General features: G+C 66.0%; 12 protein-coding genes, 2 tRNA genes and 2 rRNA genes. 6 read left to right on the top strand and 10 right to left on the bottom strand.

Annotated elements, in window-relative coordinates; translation table 11 throughout:
- Positions 1–195: 195 nt before the first annotated feature.
- From MQC88_RS06290 to MQC88_RS06305, 4 genes are all read right to left on the bottom strand, one after another.
- A 23S ribosomal RNA gene (locus tag MQC88_RS06290) occupies positions 196–3061 on the bottom strand.
- 210 nt (positions 3062–3271) lie between these two features.
- A tRNA-Ile gene (locus MQC88_RS06295) sits at positions 3272–3348 on the bottom strand.
- A 22-nt stretch (positions 3349–3370) separates the two neighbouring features.
- A tRNA-Ala gene (locus MQC88_RS06300) sits at positions 3371–3446 on the bottom strand.
- 88 nt (positions 3447–3534) lie between these two features.
- Positions 3535–5079, bottom strand: a 16S ribosomal RNA gene (locus tag MQC88_RS06305).
- The 16S and 23S rRNA genes sit together here with 2 tRNA genes alongside, the layout of an rRNA operon.
- Positions 5080–5530: 451 nt before the next feature.
- Between MQC88_RS06305 and MQC88_RS06310 the strand changes: the two genes are divergently transcribed.
- Positions 5531–5983: a DUF192 domain-containing protein gene (locus tag MQC88_RS06310; RefSeq protein WP_243320024.1), complete on the top strand. Its 453-nt coding sequence runs from the start codon at positions 5531–5533 to the stop codon at positions 5981–5983.
- 53 nt (positions 5984–6036) lie between these two features.
- Positions 6037–6882: a SirB1 family protein gene (locus tag MQC88_RS06315; RefSeq protein ID WP_243320026.1), complete on the top strand. Its 846-nt coding sequence runs from the start codon at positions 6037–6039 to the stop codon at positions 6880–6882.
- A gap of 65 nt (positions 6883–6947) precedes the next feature.
- On the opposite strand, the gene MQC88_RS06320 is transcribed toward MQC88_RS06315, so the two are convergent.
- Positions 6948–7148 carry a rubredoxin gene (locus MQC88_RS06320; protein WP_243320028.1) on the bottom strand — a complete coding sequence of 67 codons (201 nt, stop codon included), beginning with the start codon at positions 7146–7148 and terminating at the stop codon, positions 6948–6950.
- Between the two features lie 101 nt (positions 7149–7249).
- On the opposite strand from MQC88_RS06320, the gene thiE reads away from it, so the two are divergent.
- From thiE to MQC88_RS06335, 3 genes are read left to right on the top strand one after another with little or no spacing between them, the layout of a single operon-like run.
- On the top strand, positions 7250–7885 hold the full coding sequence (thiE, locus tag MQC88_RS06325) for a thiamine phosphate synthase (protein ID WP_243320031.1): 636 nt from the start codon (positions 7250–7252) through the stop codon (positions 7883–7885).
- Between the two features lie 30 nt (positions 7886–7915).
- Entirely contained in the window at positions 7916–9208 is a 1293-nt protein-coding gene (gene hemL, locus MQC88_RS06330; protein ID WP_243320350.1) for a glutamate-1-semialdehyde 2,1-aminomutase, read from the top strand.
- A gap of 3 nt (positions 9209–9211) precedes the next feature.
- Positions 9212–10333, top strand: coding sequence for a trans-sulfuration enzyme family protein (locus tag MQC88_RS06335; RefSeq protein ID WP_243320033.1), 1122 nt, complete (start codon positions 9212–9214; stop codon positions 10331–10333).
- Position 10334: 1 nt separating this feature from the next.
- On the opposite strand, the gene MQC88_RS06340 is transcribed toward MQC88_RS06335, so the two are convergent.
- Together MQC88_RS06340 and MQC88_RS06345 are read right to left on the bottom strand one after the other, a co-directional pair.
- Positions 10335–10766 (bottom strand): VOC family protein, encoded by a 432-nt coding sequence (locus tag MQC88_RS06340; protein ID WP_243320035.1) that lies wholly within the window; start codon positions 10764–10766, stop codon positions 10335–10337.
- Between the two features lie 68 nt (positions 10767–10834).
- Complete coding sequence (locus tag MQC88_RS06345; protein ID WP_243320037.1) at positions 10835–11653, bottom strand: SDR family oxidoreductase; 819 nt, start codon at positions 11651–11653, stop codon at positions 10835–10837.
- A 153-nt stretch (positions 11654–11806) separates the two neighbouring features.
- Here MQC88_RS06345 and MQC88_RS06350 point away from each other — a divergent pair, with 153 nt between their 5' ends.
- A complete protein-coding gene (locus MQC88_RS06350) occupies positions 11807–13801 on the top strand; it encodes a bifunctional DedA family/phosphatase PAP2 family protein (RefSeq protein WP_243320040.1) in 1995 nt (664 codons plus the stop codon).
- Here MQC88_RS06350 and MQC88_RS06355 read toward each other — a convergent pair.
- From MQC88_RS06355 to MQC88_RS06365, 3 genes are all read right to left on the bottom strand, one after another.
- The gene (locus MQC88_RS06355) at positions 13798–14382 is read right to left on the bottom strand and encodes an LON peptidase substrate-binding domain-containing protein (RefSeq protein WP_243320042.1); all 585 of its coding nucleotides are present in this window, start codon (positions 14380–14382) and stop codon (positions 13798–13800) included. The genes MQC88_RS06350 and MQC88_RS06355 overlap by 4 nt on opposite strands.
- A gap of 16 nt (positions 14383–14398) precedes the next feature.
- On the bottom strand, positions 14399–15769 hold the full coding sequence (gene mpl, locus MQC88_RS06360) for a UDP-N-acetylmuramate:L-alanyl-gamma-D-glutamyl-meso-diaminopimelate ligase (RefSeq protein ID WP_256451735.1): 1371 nt from the start codon (positions 15767–15769) through the stop codon (positions 14399–14401).
- 94 nt (positions 15770–15863) lie between these two features.
- Positions 15864–16442, bottom strand: a complete 579-nt coding sequence (locus tag MQC88_RS06365; RefSeq protein ID WP_243320044.1) for an adenylate kinase — start codon at positions 16440–16442, stop codon at positions 15864–15866.
- Between the last annotated feature and the right edge of the window lie 92 nt (positions 16443–16534).

A 16534-nucleotide genomic window follows, 5' to 3' on the forward strand; every position in this document is an offset into this window, starting at 1 on the left:
TTCCACGCAGCTATTGTCACCAGGGAGACGGGCGGAGGGTCGCGGGCCGGTGGACTGGCTGACGCGCGCACGCTCTCATTGGGTTGCCTCGGAACAAGCCGGATTGCGGCCCGCCGTTGGCGAATAAGTTGGGACGTAGCGAGTGATTGTGCCGAACGTCGACGCGTCGTCGAGTCCAAGGCCACTTGAGGTTATATGGTCAAGCCACACGGATCATTAGTACAGGTTAGCTCAACACATTGCTGTGCTTACACACCCTGCCTATCAACCACCTGGTCTTGATGGTTCCTTCAGGGGGCTTGTGCCCCGGGAGATCTCATCTTGAGGCGCGCTTCCCGCTTAGATGCTTTCAGCGGTTATCGCTTCCGAATATAGCTACCCGGCAATGCCACTGGCGTGACAACCGGAACACCAGAGATTCGTCCACTCCGGTCCTCTCGTACTAGGAGCAGCCCCTCTCAAATCTCCAACGCCCATGGCAGATAGGGACCGAACTGTCTCACGACGTTCTGAACCCAGCTCGCGTACCACTTTAAATGGCGAACAGCCATACCCTTGGGACCGACTACAGCCCCAGGATGTGATGAGCCGACATCGAGGTGCCAAACACCGCCGTCGATATGAACTCTTGGGCGGTATCAGCCTGTTATCCCCGGAGTACCTTTTATCCGTTGAGCGATGGCCCTTCCATACAGAACCACCGGATCACTAAGACCTACTTTCGTACCTGCTTGATCCGTCGATCTTGCAGTCAAGCACGCTTATGCCTTTGCACACAGTGCGCGATGTCCGACCGCGCTGAGCGTACCTTCGTGCTCCTCCGTTACTCTTTGGGAGGAGACCGCCCCAGTCAAACTACCCACCATACACGGTCCCCGACCCGGATTACGGGCCCAGGTTAGAACGTCAAGCACGACAGGGTGGTATTTCAAGGTTGGCTCCACCCCAGCTAGCGCCAGGGTTTCACAGCCTCCCACCTATCCTACACAGACGAACTCAACGTTCAGTGTAAAGCTATAGTAAAGGTTCACGGGGTCTTTCCGTCTTGCCACGGGAACGCTGCATCTTCACAGCGATTTCAATTTCACTGAGTCTCGGGTGGAGACAGCGCCGCTGTCGTTACGCCATTCGTGCAGGTCGGAACTTACCCGACAAGGAATTTCGCTACCTTAGGACCGTTATAGTTACGGCCGCCGTTTACTGGGGCTTCGATCAAGAGCTTCGCCTTGCGGCTGACCCCATCAATTAACCTTCCAGCACCGGGCAGGCGTCACACCCTATACGTCCACTTTCGTGTTTGCAGAGTGCTGTGTTTTTGATAAACAGTCGCAGCGGCCTGGTTTCTGAGGCCCCCCTCAGCTATTAACCAAAAGGGGCGCACCTTCTCCCGAAGTTACGGTGCCATTTTGCCTAGTTCCTTCACCCGAGTTCTCTCAAGCGCCTGAGAATTCTCATCCTGCCCACCTGTGTCGGTTTACGGTACGGTCTGCGCAAGCTGAAGCTTAGGAGCTTTTCCTGGAAGCGTGATATCAGCAGCTTCGCCCTAAAGGGCTGGTCCTTAGTCTCAACGTTGCCCCCCCGGATTTGCCTAAGGGGACCGCCTCAACTCTCTCACCCCGACAACCAACGCGGGGCCTGCCTAACCTTCTCCGTCCCTCCATCGCACTTGCGCGAGGTGCTGGAATATTAACCAGCTTCCCATCGACTACGCATTTCTGCCTCGCCTTAGGGGCCGACTCACCCTGCGCCGATTAACGTTGCGCAAGGAAACCTTGGGCTTTCGGCGTGCGGGTTTTTCACCCACATTATCGTTACTCATGTCAGCATTCGCACTTCCGATACCTCCAGCAGACTTCTCAATCCACCTTCAACGGCTTACGGAACGCTCCTCTACCGCGCACATTGCTGTGCACCCCAAGCTTCGGTTCCATGCTTAGCCCCGTTAAATCTTCCCCGCAGACCGACTCGACCAGTGAGCTATTACGCTTTCTTTAAAGGGTGGCTGCTTCTAAGCCAACCTCCTGGCTGTCTGTGCCTTTCCACATGGTTTTCCACTTAGCATGGAATTTGGGACCTTAGCTGTGGGTCTGGGTTGTTTCCCTTTTCACGACGAACGTTAGCACCCGCCGTGTGTCTCCCGGATAGTACGTGCTGGTATTCGGAGTTTGCCATGGTTTGGTAAGTCGCAATGACCCCCTAGCCATAACAGTGCTCTACCCCCAGCAGTATTCGTCCGAGGCGCTACCTAAATAGCTTTCGAGGAGAACCAGCTATCTCCGGGTTCGATTAGCTTTTCACTCCTAATCACACCTCATCCCCTACCTTTGCAACGGGAGTGGGTTCGGGCCTCCAGTTGATGTTACTCAACCTTCACCCTGGGCATGACTAGATCACCCGGTTTCGGGTCTACTGCCTGCGACTATGCGCCCTTATCAGACTCGGTTTCCCTTCGCCTCCCCTATACGGTTAAGCTCGCCACAAACAGTAAGTCGCTGACCCATTATACAAAAGGTACGCCGTCACCCCACGAAGGGGCTCCGACTGCTTGTACGCACACGGTTTCAGGTTCTATTTCACTCCCTTCACCAGGGTTCTTTTCGCCTTTCCCTCACGGTACTGGTTCACTATCGGTCGGTCAGGAGTATTTAGCCTTGGAGGATGGTCCCCCCATGTTCAGACAGGGTTTCACGTGCCCCGCCCTACTCACTTTTCATCGTCATGGCCCTTTCGCATACTGGGCTTTCACCATCTATGGCCAGTCTTTCCAGACTGTTTTGCTAAAACCATGACGACTTTTGGGCTAGTCCCCGTTCGCTCGTCGCTACTTAGGGAATCTCGGTTGATTTCTTTTCCTCCGGGTACTTAGATATTTCAGTTCCCCGGGTTCGCCTCGTACAGCTATGTATTCACTGCACGATACTCCTTGCGGAGTGGGTTTCCCCATTCGGACATTGCCGGATCAAAGCTTGTTGCCAGCTCCCCGACACTTTTCGCAGGCTGCCACGTCCTTCATCGCCTCTGACCGCCAAGGCATCCACCGTGTGCGCTTATTCGCTTGACCATATAACCCCAAGTCGCCTCGTGGTCATACGTTGTCGCGAACACAACGTCTCACTTCAAATTTAGGGCCTCTAGGGCCCCGCCTTAGCCTCTACGACACGTCTGGACATTCGTCTCAAACGCTCGCTACATCCCATTTGTCAAAGAACGCGACCCGGCTTCAGCGCCAGGCCGCTTCAAATCTTTAGTGTGCGCAGAAACATCCAGAGATTGGTGGGTCTGGGAGGACTCGAACCACCGGCCTCACCCTTATCAGGGGTGCGCTCTAACCACCTGAGCTACAGACCCAATGTTGCGTCTCTTTGCCAGATGGTGGAGCCAGTCGGGATCGAACCGACGACCCCCTGCTTGCAAAGCAGGTGCTCTCCCAGCTGAGCTATGGCCCCAGGATCCTTGCCGAGGCAAGGGGGACTCTCTCTGAATGCAGGTCACTTGTGCGGACGCCTGGAAGGCAATCAGCTGTCTTTAGTCTCTAAAGGAGGTGATCCAGCCGCACCTTCCGATACGGCTACCTTGTTACGACTTCACCCCAGTCATGAATCACACCGTGGTAACCGTCCTCCCGAAGGTTAGACTAGCTACTTCTGGTGCAACCCACTCCCATGGTGTGACGGGCGGTGTGTACAAGGCCCGGGAACGTATTCACCGCAGCAATGCTGATCTGCGATTACTAGCGATTCCGACTTCACGGAGTCGAGTTGCAGACTCCGATCCGGACTGAGAAAAGGTTTCTGGGATTGGCTCCCCCTCGCGGGATTGCTGCCCTCTGTCCTTTCCATTGTAGTACGTGTGTAGCCCTGGCCGTAAGGGCCATGATGACTTGACGTCATCCCCACCTTCCTCCGGTTTGTCACCGGCGGTCTCCTTAGAGTTCCCACCATTACGTGCTGGCAACTAAGGACAAGGGTTGCGCTCGTTGCGGGACTTAACCCAACATCTCACGACACGAGCTGACGACAGCCATGCAGCACCTGTCTCACGGTTCCCGAAGGCACCAAACCATCTCTGGTAAGTTCCGTGGATGTCAAGGCCAGGTAAGGTTCTGCGCGTTGCATCGAATTAAACCACATACTCCACCGCTTGTGCGGGCCCCCGTCAATTCCTTTGAGTTTCAGTCTTGCGACCGTACTCCCCAGGCGGCGAACTTAACGCGTTAGCTTCGATACTGAGAGCCTAGTTGCTCCCAACATCCAGTTCGCATCGTTTAGGGCGTGGACTACCAGGGTATCTAATCCTGTTTGCTCCCCACGCTTTCGTGCCTCAGTGTCAGTGCTGGTCCAGATGGCCGCCTTCGCCACAGATGTTCCTCCCGATCTCTACGCATTTCACTGCTACACCGGGAATTCCGCCATCCTCTACCGCACTCTAGCCTGCCAGTATCCAATGCAATTCCCAGGTTGAGCCCAGGGCTTTCACATCAGACTTAACAAACCACCTACGCACGCTTTACGCCCAGTAATTCCGAGTAACGCTTGCACCCTTCGTATTACCGCGGCTGCTGGCACGAAGTTAGCCGGTGCTTATTCTTCCGGTACCGTCAGGACTTCCGGGTATTAACCGAAAGCTTTTCTTTCCGGACAAAAGAGCTTTACAACCCGAGGGCCTTCTTCACTCACGCGGCATGGCTGGATCAGGCTTGCGCCCATTGTCCAATATTCCCCACTGCTGCCTCCCGTAGGAGTCTGGACCGTGTCTCAGTTCCAGTGTGGCTGATCATCCTCTCAGACCAGCTACGGATCGTCGCCTTGGTGGGCCGTTACCCCGCCAACAAGCTAATCCGACATCGGCTCATCCAATCGCGCGAAGCCTTGCGGTCCTCCGCTTTCACCCGTAGGTCGTATGCGGTATTAGTCCCGGTTTCCCGAGGTTATCCCCCACGACAAGGTAGATTCCGATGTATTCCTCACCCGTCCGCCACTCGCCACCCAGGGAGCAAGCTCCCCTGTGCTGCCGTTCGACTTGCATGTGTTAGGCCTGCCGCCAGCGTTCACTCTGAGCCAGGATCAAACTCTTCACTTAAGTTTTGCGGCTTTCCGTCCCGAAGGACTTCCGGCCAATTTCTTGAGTGCAGTCGTCGTCACCGAGCTCCCGAATCACTCGCTGCAATTACTTGCATGAATTGATTTTGGAGACTCTGTTACGAACGCCCTGCTGTGGACAGTTATCCACCCGCCAGACGCCCGCACAAGTCACCTGCGCACACTGTCAAAGATCGTGGAACCGGCCTCAGCGCCTTGTTCCGTCCTCGTCACCAAAGTGCCCGAGGGAGCCGCACATGATACATGCCTTTTCGGGAACGTCAACACCCTGTGAGGGGCTTTTTTCGTTCCCCCCGGGAGGCGTTTCGCGCCAACCCGGTGAAGGGGCGCGCATTGTGCATGGCGGCCCGGGATTTGGGAAGGGGGTAGCTGTCTTGACGGCAATGGGCGCCTCGCGGAAGGTCACCCGACCACCCCCGGAGAGACCCGCCATGCCCGCATTCGCCCGTTGCCTGCTGCCGTGCCTGCTGCTCACCCTCGCCGGCTGCGCGAGCGGCGGCGGATCCTGGGTCGAACTGGGCGGGCAACGCTACGGCGTCGAAGTCGCGGACGACGATGCGGAGCGCGCGCGCGGACTGATGTTCCGCGACGAACTCGCCGCCGACCGCGGCATGCTCTTCATCCACGAGCGCCAGGAGCCGCAGTCGTACTGGATGAAGAACACCCGCATTCCCCTCGACATCCTCTACTTCGACAACGCGCGCAAGCTCGTGTCGCAACAGCGCGACGTGCCGCCATGCGCGCTCGGCGACGCCTGCCCGCCCTATCCGAGCGATGCACCGGCGCGCTACGTGCTCGAGCTCAATGCCGGCGAAGCCGCGCGCCTTGGCCTGAGCGACGGCGCGGAACTGCATTTCGGGCCCGCGATCACGCCTGCACCCTGAATGCGAAACCCGCGGGGGTTGCGCCGCGTATGCGTGCAGCGCAGGCTTGCCGCATGCGCGCAGGCTTCGAGCTTCCGGACTGGAACCGCCTCGCAGGGCAGGAGGACGACACCCTGCCGCTGCTGGGCACCGCGTTGCTGATCGCACGCGACGAATACCCGCAACTCGACGCCGACCTCTACGACACGCTGTTGCAAAGCCATGCCGAGGAAATGCGCGGCACGGTCGATGCGATCGAGCCGCTGCCGCTGAAGATGCAGGCGATCAACCGGCACCTGTTCGAGGAACTCGGCTACGCCGGCAACCACGACGAGTACTACGATCCGCGCAACAGCTACCTCAACGAGGTCTTCGAGCGGCGCCTCGGCAACCCGATTTCGCTGGCGATGGTGCAGATGGAAGTGGCGCGGCGGCTTGGCTTGCCGCTGGATGGCGTGTCGTTCCCCGGGCACTTCCTGGTGCGGCTGCCGGTGGACGATGGGGTGCTGGTGATGGATCCTTTCAACCGTGGACGCCCGCTCGACGAGGACGAACTGCGCCAGCGCGCGCGTCCGCACCTGGGCGGCGAGATGCCGGACGACGAAGCGCTTTATCGGATCCTGAACCCGGCATCGCACCGCGCGATGCTGACGCGCATGCTGCGCAACCTGCATGGCGTGTACGTGGACCGGGACGACTGGGAGCGCGCGGTGCGTTGCGCCGACCGCATCCTCAAGCTCGCTCCCGACAACGCCGAAGCGCTGCGCGATCGCGGCCTGGGCTATTTCAAGCTCGGCCATCGCCATGGCGCGCGCCACGACCTGGGCCGCTACCTGCAGTTGCACCCGCAGGCGCCTGATGCCGGCACGTTGCGCGAACGCGTGGTCGAATTGAGCGCCGGCAACGCGAAGCCGAACTGAATGGCGCAGCAGGCGGGCGCGACTCCGTTGCAGGCGTGGCGCACCGTCGCGCGGGCGGGCGCCGGTTACAGCGCCATCATCTCGAAGTCGTCCTTGGTCACGCCGCAATCCGGGCAGGTCCAGGTCTCCGGGATGTCGTCCCAACGCGTTCCCGGCGCGATGCCCTCTTCCGGCAGGCCGGCCGCCTCGTCGTAGATGAAACCGCAGACGACGCACATCCAGGTGCGATAGGCGGTGGCGCTGGTGCTGGCGACGGCTTCGTTCATCGGCTCATGGATGCGGCGTGGGGCGCCATTGTCCCACTGCCGCGGTGTCGCCGGAAGCGGATAATGCACGCTGCTCCCGGCCGCACGGCGCCTGCCCCGACATGAATCCGCATCGCAGGCAACGCCAGCACTCGCCACGCGGCCTCTACCTCGTCACGCCCGACGATGCCGACTGCGGGCAGTTGTCGGCCCGGGTTGCGCCGTTGCTGCCCTTCGCCACCTGGCTGCAGTACCGCAACAAGGCCGCCGATCCTGCCTTGCGCAGGCACCAGGCCGCGGCGCTCCAGGCGATGTGCGCGGAAGCCGGCGTCGCCCTGATCGTCAACGACGATCCCGCGCTGGCGGCCGCCGTGGGCGCGGCCGGCGTCCACCTGGGCGCGGACGACGGCGACATCGCCGCGGCGCGCGCATTGCTGGGCGCAGACGCGATCATCGGCGTGTCCTGCTACGACGACATCGATCGCGCCCGCGCAGCCACCGCGTCCGGCGCCGATTACCTCGCCTTCGGTGCCTTCTTTCCATCCTCGACCAAGCCCGCGGCGCGGCGAGCGCGTCCCGAACTCCTGCGGCAGGCCGCGTCGTTGCCGCTGCCGCGTGTGGCGATCGGCGGGATTACGCCGGACAATGCGCCGGCACTGATCGCAGCCGGCGCCGACCTCATCGCCGTGATCGGCGGCGTGTTCGATGCGCCCGATCCGACCGCCGCCGCGCGCGCCTGCCGCGCCCTGTTCACCTGACCCCACGAGACCTGCATGTCCGCCGACCGCATCGACCACCATCGCTCGCACGCCCTCTTCGCCCGCGCCCGCGAACTGATGCCCGGCGGCGTCAACTCGCCGGTGCGCGCGTTCAAGTCGGTCGGCGGCGAGCCGTTCTTCGCGCAGCGCGCGGACGGACCCTTCCTGTTCGACGTCGATGGCAACCGCTACATCGACTTCGTCGGGTCCTGGGGGCCGATGGTCGCAGGGCACAACCATCCGGCGGTGCTGGAGGCGGTCGTGCGGACCGCGCGCGACGGCCTCAGCTTCGGCGTGCCCAATCCGCTGGAAGTGACGATGGCCGAAACCATCGCGCGGCTCGTGCCGTCTTGCCAGATGCTGCGGATGGTCAACTCCGGCACCGAGGCGACGCTGTCGGCGATACGGCTGGCGCGCGGCGCCACCGGGCGCGCGCGGATCGTCAAGTTCGAGGGCTGCTACCACGGCCATGGCGACAGCTTCCTTGTCAAGGCCGGCAGCGGCGCGCTGACGTTCGGCGTCCCGACCTCGCCGGGCGTGCCCAAGGCGCTGGCGGACCTGACGCTGACGCTGCCGTACAACGATTTCGATGCCGCCACCGCGTTGTTCGACGAATGCGGCGGCGACATCGCCGGCCTGATCATCGAACCGGTGGTCGGCAATGCCAATTGCCTGCCGCCGCGTCCGGGCTTCCTGCAGCACCTGCGCGAGCTGTGCACCCGGCACGGCACGATCCTGATCTTCGACGAGGTGATGACCGGTTTCCGCGTCGCGCTTGGCGGCGCGCAGGCGCGCTACGGCGTGACGCCGGACCTCACCACCTTCGGCAAGGTGATCGGGGGCGGCATGCCCGTGGGTGCCTATGGCGGCCGCCGCGACCTGATGGAACAGGTCTCGCCCAGCGGCCCGATCTACCAGGCCGGCACGCTCAGCGGCAATCCGGTCGCCATGGCCGCGGGCCTGGCGATGCTGGAACTGGTGCAGGCGCCGGGCTTCCACAACGCGCTCGAAGCCACGTCCAACGCCCTGTGCGACGGGCTCGAGGCCGCCGCGCGCGATGCCGGCGTGCCGTTCACCAGCAACCGGGTCGGCGGCATGTTCGGCCTGTTCTTCAGCGCCGAAAAGGTCGATACCTACGCCCAGGCCATGGCCTGCGACGTCGCCGCCTTCAACCGGTTCTTCCACGCCATGCTCGAGCGCGGCGTGTACCTGGCGCCGTCGGCATACGAGGCCGGATTCGTCTCCAGCGCGCACGGCGACACCGAAATCGCCACTACCATCGCGGCGGCGCGCGAAGCCTTCCGCGTCGCGAAGGGAGGCTGAGCGATGCGCCTAGAAACACTGGCCGTGCATGCAGGCGCCGAGGCCGACGCCGAAACCGGCGCGGTGGCGCCGCCGATCCACCTGTCCACCACCTTCCGCCATGGACCCGCGGCCGAACGCATCGCCGGCTACGAATACCAGCGCGAGGGCAACCCGACCCAGGACCGGTTGGAAGCCGCGCTCGCGGCACTGGAAGGCGGCGCGGCGGCGCTGGCCTACGCTTCGGGGATGGCGGCCATCGCGGGCCTGCTGGAAACGCTGCCGTCCGGCACGCGCGTGCTGCTGCCCGACGACTGTTACAGCGGCCTGCGCCATCTCGCCGCCGAGTTCCTGCCGCAACGCGGGGTGCAGGCGCAGTTCGTGGACATGGCCGACACCGCGGCGGTCGAAGCGGCGTGCGCGCAGCCGCTGGCGCTGCTGTGGATGGAGACGCCCTCCAACCCGCTGATGAAGGTCTGCGACATCGCCGCGCTGGCGCGGATCGCGCAGGCGCACGGCGCGATCGCGGTGTGCGACAACACCTTCGCCACGCCCGTGCTGCAGCAGCCGCTGGCGCTTGGCGCGGACGTGGTGATGCATTCCACCACCAAGTACATCGGCGGCCACAGCGACGTGCTCGGCGGCGCGCTGGTGTTCGCGCGCCGGGATGCCGTGTTCGAGGCCGCCATGCACCGGCGCCACATCACTGGCGCCGTGCTGTCGCCGTTCAGCGCATGGCTGCTGCTGCGCGGCTTCCGTTCGCTTGCCGCGCGCATGGCCATGCATTGCGCCAATGCGCGCCGGCTCGCCGAGTTCTTCGACGCGCACCCCGCGGTGGCCGCGGTCAACTGGCCCGGCCTGGCGTCGCACCAGGGCCACGTGCTGGCCTCGACGCAGATGCGCGACTACGGCGCGATGCTCAGCATCCGCCTGCGCGGCGGGCGCGAGGCGGCGCTGGCGGCGGCGTCGAGGCTGCGGTTGTTCACCAATGCCACGTCGCTGGGCGGTTGCGAATCGCTGGTCGAACACCGCGCCTCGGTGGAAGGCGCGTCCCCGGTTTCGCCCCAGGACCTGTTGCGGTTGTCGGTGGGCCTGGAGCATGCCGACGACCTGATCGCGGATTGGGCGCAGGCGCTGGACGCCTGATTCACCAGCTGCCGGTGTTGGGCATCGACGCCCACGGCTCCCGCGGCGGCAAGTGGCCGTCCTGCAGCAGTTCCACCGAGACCAGGTCGGGCGAGCGCACGAACGCCATGTGGCCGTCGCGCGGCGGCCGATGGATGGTGTAGCCCATGCCCTGCAGCCGCTCGCAGAAGGCATAGATGTCGGCAACGCGGAACGCCAGGTGGCCGAAGTTGCGCGCGCTGCCGTAGTCCTCCGCCGCCATGCCGGGAACGGGCCAGTTCCACGTCAGTTCGATTTCGGCATCGGGGCTCTCGTCCGCGGCAAGGAACACCAGCGTGTAGCGCCCGCCCGGGTTGTCCTGGCGTCGCACCTCGCGCAGGCCCAGGCCTTCGCAGTAGAAGCGTAGCGACGCCTGCAGGTCGCTGACGCGGACCATCGTGTGCAGGTATTTCATGGCAGGCTTTCCTCCTTTCGATGGGAGCCGCATTGCGTTGACGCATGCGCATGGGCGAGCTTCATCGCTCAGCCCAGGAACAGGTCCGGCAGCAGCGGCCGCGACGGGTCCACCGCGTAGCCGGAGAACTCGGCAATACCGGCGGCCAGCAGCACGTCCTCGTCGATCAGGAAATGGCCATGGAAGCCCTCCGCCGGGCGCACCAGGATCGCGTGCGCGGCGTCGGCGACGATCTGCGGCGTGCGGCACTGCGCCGGGTCCACGCCCGGAATCATGTTGATCGCATCCGTGGCGATCACGGTGCGCGGCCACAGCGCATTGACCGCCACGCCCTGCGGCCCGAATTCGGCCGCCAGCCCGAGCGTGACGAAACTCATGCCCATCTTGGCCAGGGTATAGCCCGCATGCGGCCCCCACCACTTCGGATCCAGCGACGGCGGCGGCGCCAACGTCAGGATGTGCGGGTTGGGCGCCTGCAGCAGGTGCGGCAGGCAAGCCTGCGCGCACAGGAAGCTGCCGCGCGCATTGACCTGCTGCATCAGGTCGAAGCGCTTCATCGGCGTGTCCAGGGTGCCGCGCAGCCAGATCGCGCTGGCGTTGTTGACCAGGATGTCGATGCCGCCGAAGGCGTCGACCGTGGCCGCCACCGCGGCGCGCACCTGGTCTTCCTCGCGGATGTCGCATTGCAGCGCCAGCGCGCGGCCGCCAGCGGCTTCGACATCCGCGGCGGCGGTGTGGATGGTGCCCGGGAGCCTGGGATTGGCGACCGCGGACTTGGCGGCGATCGCGAGGTTGGCGCCATCGCGCGCGGCGCGCCTGGCGATCGCCAGGCCGATGCCGCGCGATGCGCCGGTGATGAACAGGGTCTTGCCGGACAGGGTGCCCATGCGCGCTCCTCGCGGATTCGGAATCCAGGCAGGGAACGTGCCCGATCCTGGCACTGCATTGTCCTCCGATCCGCGCCGGGCCGTGCGCGCAGGGGCGTCGCCATGTCCGCGCGGCGCAACGGACGCGTCGCCGCCACTGCCTATAATGCGGCGATGCCCAGCGCCTGGTTCGACAACACCGTTGCCTGGATCAGTGCGCACCCGGTCGCTGCCGGCGGCTTGGTCTTCCTGATCGCGTTCTGCGATGCAATGGCGGTGGTCGGCATCGTGGTGCCGGCGCTGCCGCTGCTGTTCGCGGTCGGCGCGCTGGTCGGGCTCGGGCATGTGTCGGGGCCCTATGCGATCGCATGCGCGGCGCTGGGTGCGCTGCTCGGCGACGCGCTCAGCTTCTGGATCGGCCATCGCTGGGGTCCGCACCTGCGCGACCACTGGCCGTTCCGCCGCTATCCGCAGTTGCTCGACCGTGGCGAAGCGCTGTTCCGCCGCCATGGCAGCAAGGGGATCGTCATCGCGCGCTACGTCGGCGCGGTGCGGCCGTTCGTGCCGGCGGTCGCGGGCATGTTGCGGATGCCGCTGCGGCGCTACGTGCCCGCAAGCGCGTTCGCCGCGTTGAGCTGGGCCGCGATCTTCCTCGCGCCCGGCTGGATCTTCGGCGCTTCCTACGATGCGGTCGCCGCGGTCGCCGACCGGCTGGTGCTGGCCTTGCTGGCCCTGCTCGCGGTGCTGGCGCTGGCCTGGGCCGGCGTGCTCTACACCTGGCGCTGGTTCGCCGATCGCGCCGACGCGCTGCTGGCGCGTGCGCTGCGCTGGAGCCGCGCGCACCCGCGGCTGGGCCGCTACGCGGTCGCGCTGATCGATCCCAACCGCCCGGAATCGGCCTCGCTGGCGCTGCTTGCCGCCTGCCTGCTGGCGATCGGCTGGGCCTGGTTCGCCTTGCTGGCCACGGTGGTGGCGCGCGACGCCCCGTTGCTGCTCGACCGCAAGGTCCATTCGGTGATGCTGTCGCTGCGCAACCCGCTGGCCGACCGCCTGATGGCGGCGCTGGCATCGCTCGGCGATGCGGTGGTGCTGGTGCCGGCCTGCACCCTGGTGCTGGGCTGGCTGCTGTGGCGTCGCCGCTTCATCGCCGCGGCGCACTGGCTGGGCGCGCTCGCCTTCGGCCTGGCGTTGACCGCATGGCTGGGCGCGGTGGTGGAGATGCCGCGGCCGCCAACCGCGCCGGCCGGCTTCGGCTTCCCCTCGATTTCGGTGACGATGGCGACGATCGCGTTCGGCTTCTTCGCGATCCTGATCGCACGCGAACTGCCGGGGCGGCGACGGGTGTGGCCGTACCTGCTCGGCGGCGGACTGGTCGCGCTGCTCGGCTTTGCGCGCCTGTACCTGGGGGCGCACTGGCTCAGCGACGTGGTCGGCGGCGCGCTGCTGGGAATCGTGTGGCTGTTGCTGCTCGGCCTCGCCTACCGCCGCCATGTCGCGCGCTCGCTGTGGATGCGGCCGCTGGCGGGATTGTTCTATGGCGCCTTCGCGGTGGCGGCGCTGTGGCATGCGCCACACGCGATCGATCCGCTGCTCGCGCGCTTCCGGCCGCCGGCGCCCGCGACCGTGCTGGCAGTGGATGACTGGTGGCAGGGCCTGGCTTGGCGCGCGCTGCCGGCACGACGCAATGAACGCGACGCCAGCCGGCGCTGGCCACTGGACGTGCAACTCGCCGGCCCGCTGGCCCCGCTGCAGGCGCGGCTGCAGGCGCGCGGCTGGCGCGTGCAGCCGCAGGCTGACTGGGTCGCGACCCTTGGCCTGCTCGACGAGGATCGCGACCCGGCGACGCAGCCGGTGCTGCCGGCGACGCTGGACGCCGAGGCCGAAGCGTTGCTGCTGCGCCGCCCCGGCGCGCGTCCAGGCCAGGTGCACGTGTTGCGGCTGTGGCGTGCGCCGGCACTGCTGGACGACGGCACGCCGCTATGGCTGGGCAGCACCCAGACCCTGCACTACACCCGCCCGTTCGATGCCTTCGGCTTGTGGCAACCCGAGGCCGACGACGGCGGCGCCCACCTCGCGCTGCGGGCGGCGCTGGACGGGTTTGCGCTGCGGGAAGCCCCGCACCCGGCCAGCGGCAACGTCGTGCTGCGGGTGCGCAGCGACGGCCGCTAGGGCATCAGCGCCAGCAACTGCTGCAGTCGCGCGTGCGGATCGTCTTCCTGCAGCAACTGCTGGCGTTGCAGGTCGCCGAGCGGCAACAGTTCCGCCAGCCGCCAGCCGACCCAGGCCGCGTCATCGAGCTGCGCCGGCGCCGCACTCGCATGTTCGCCGCCGGCCTGGTCGAGGATGCGCTGCAGCAGCACGCCGAGCAGCGCGTGCTCGGGCCGCAGTTCGTCGTAGGGATCGGGGTCGCGCCACCGGATCTCGCCGATCACCAGGCCGTTGCTGCGCACCCGGGTACGTTGCACGCGGAAGCGCCGGCATCCGCGCACGCGCAAGGTCAGCAGTCCGCGCTCGTCGCTGCCGAAATCCTCGATCCGCGCCTCGGTGCCCCAGGCCGCCGGGGCCGCCGCGCCGCCTTCCGCGCCCTGCTCGGCCATCAGCAGGCAGACGCCGAAGCCGCTGCCTTCGCGGCCGCAGTCGCGCACCAGGTCCAGGTAGCGCGGCTCGAACACACGCAGCCCCAGCGCTGCCCCCGGCAGAAGTACGGACGGCAGCGGAAACAGGCCAAGTGTCTGCGGATTGGACGGCATCGCCGCAGCCTCGCCCTCAGCCCCGCAAGGCGGCGAGAAAACGCCGCGGTGCGCCGTCGAAACCGCCATTGGACATGAACACGACGTGGTCGCCGCTGCCCACGCGGTCGCGCAGGGCCGTGACCAGCGCGTCCGCGTCCGCGACCGCCACGCCCTCGCCACGCAGGCCGGCGACGACCTTGCCCGCGTCCCACGCCAGTTCCGGGCGCTGCAGGAACACCACCAGGTCGGCGTCGACCAGCGACGGCGCCAGCGCGTCGGCATGCGCGCCCAGCCGCATCGAATTGCTGCGCGGTTCCATCGCCACCACGATGCGGGCGTCGCCGACACTGGCGCGCAGGCCGGCGAGCGTGGTCGCGATCGCGGTGGGGTGGTGGGCGAAATCGTCGTAGACGGTGGTGCCGTCGTGGGTGCCGATCACCTCCATGCGCCGCTTGACGCTGCGGAACCCGCCCAGCGCCGGCAGCACCGAGGCGACATCCACGCCGACGGCGTGGGCGGCGGCCAGCGCCGCCAGCGCGTTCATCACGTTGTGGCGGCCGAGCAGGGGCCAGTGCACCTCCCCGACTTCAGCGCCGCCGTGCAGCACGACGAACGCACTGCCGTCGGCGTCGAGCAGGCGCGCGCTCCAGTCGAAAACGGTGCCTTCGCCCGCCTCCAGGCCGAAGCGTTCCACCGGCGTCCAGCAGCCCATCGCCAGCACCTCGGCCAGGCGCGCGTCCTCGCCGTTGACGACCAGGCGCCCACGCCTCGCCACCGTGCGCACCAGGTGGTGGAACTGGCGCTGGATGGCGGCCACGTCGGGGAAGATGTCGGCGTGGTCGTACTCGAGGTTGTTGAGGATCGCGACCAGCGGCCGGTAGTGCACGAACTTGCTGCGCTTGTCGAAGAACGCGGTGTCGTATTCGTCGGCCTCGACCACGAAGTCGGGGCCGCCGCCGACCCGCGCCGACACGCCGAAATCCTCGGCGACGCCGCCCACCAGGAAACCCGGCTCGCGGCCGGCGGCCTGCAGCAGCCAGGCCAGGATCGTGGTGGTCGTGGTCTTGCCGTGGGTGCCGGCCACGGCCAGCGTGTCGCGCCCGGGCAGCACGTTTTCCGCCAGCCACTGCGCACCGGAGGTGTAGGCGCGGCCGTCGTCGAGCACCTGCTCGACCGCCGGGTTGCCGCGCGACAGCGCATTGCCGACCACCACCACGTCGCAGTCCGGCGAGATGTGGTCCGGCGCATAGCCCTGCTTCAGCGCGATGCCCAAGGTTTCCAGCTGCGTGGACATCGGCGGATAGACGGCCTGGTCGCTGCCTTCGACGTCATGCCCGAGTTCGCGCGCTAGCGCGGCGACACCGCCCATGAAGGTGCCGGCGATGCCGAGGATATGGAGTTTCAAGAAAGGTAGTCCGCTGGCGATCGCGGCTAGCTTATCGAAGCAGCCCGCGCACGGCACCCACTCCAGGCGCCGGCGGAATGCAGGGGAAAGCCGTTCAGCCGACCTCGCGCACCGGCGCGATCGCCTCGAGGATGCGGGTGAACACCTCGTCCAGCGCGCCGACGCCGTCGACCACCGTCAGCATGCCGTGCTGGCGGTAGTACTCCACCACCGGCGCGGTCTGCTCGTCGTAGACGGCCAGGCGCTTGCGCACGGATTCGGGGTTGTCGTCGGCGCGGCCCTCGGCCTTGGCCCGGCCGGCGATGCGCTCGATCAGCAGTTCCGTGTCGACGTCCAGCTGCACGGCCCGGTCCATCGGCTGGCCGATGCGCTCGAGCAGGTCGCCGAGCGCGCTGGCCTGGGCCAGGTTGCGCGGATAGCCGTCGAGAATGAAGCCGCCGGCGGTGTCCGGCCGCGAGAAGCGCTCCTCGAGCATGCCCAGCAGGATCGCGTCGCTGACCAGTTCGCCACGGGCCATGATGCCCTTGGCCTCGAGCCCGAGCTTGCTGCCGGCGGCGACTTCGGCCCGCAGCAGGTCGCCGGTGGAAATGTGCGGCACCTGCAGGTGCTCCCGCAGCCGTGCCGCCTGCGTGCCCTTGCCGGAGCCCGGCGCGCCCAACAAAACCAATCGCATCAGCCACTCCCCGAACGGATCCATCGCCTGGCGGACCGCGCGTTAGACTCCGGGCTACCCGCGGAAACCACGCCTTGCGGCCGGGGATCAGC

Source organism: Cognatiluteimonas sedimenti, from assembly GCF_022808325.1.
In the GTDB taxonomy this organism is placed as follows: domain Bacteria; phylum Pseudomonadota; class Gammaproteobacteria; order Xanthomonadales; family Xanthomonadaceae; genus Cognatiluteimonas; species Cognatiluteimonas sedimenti.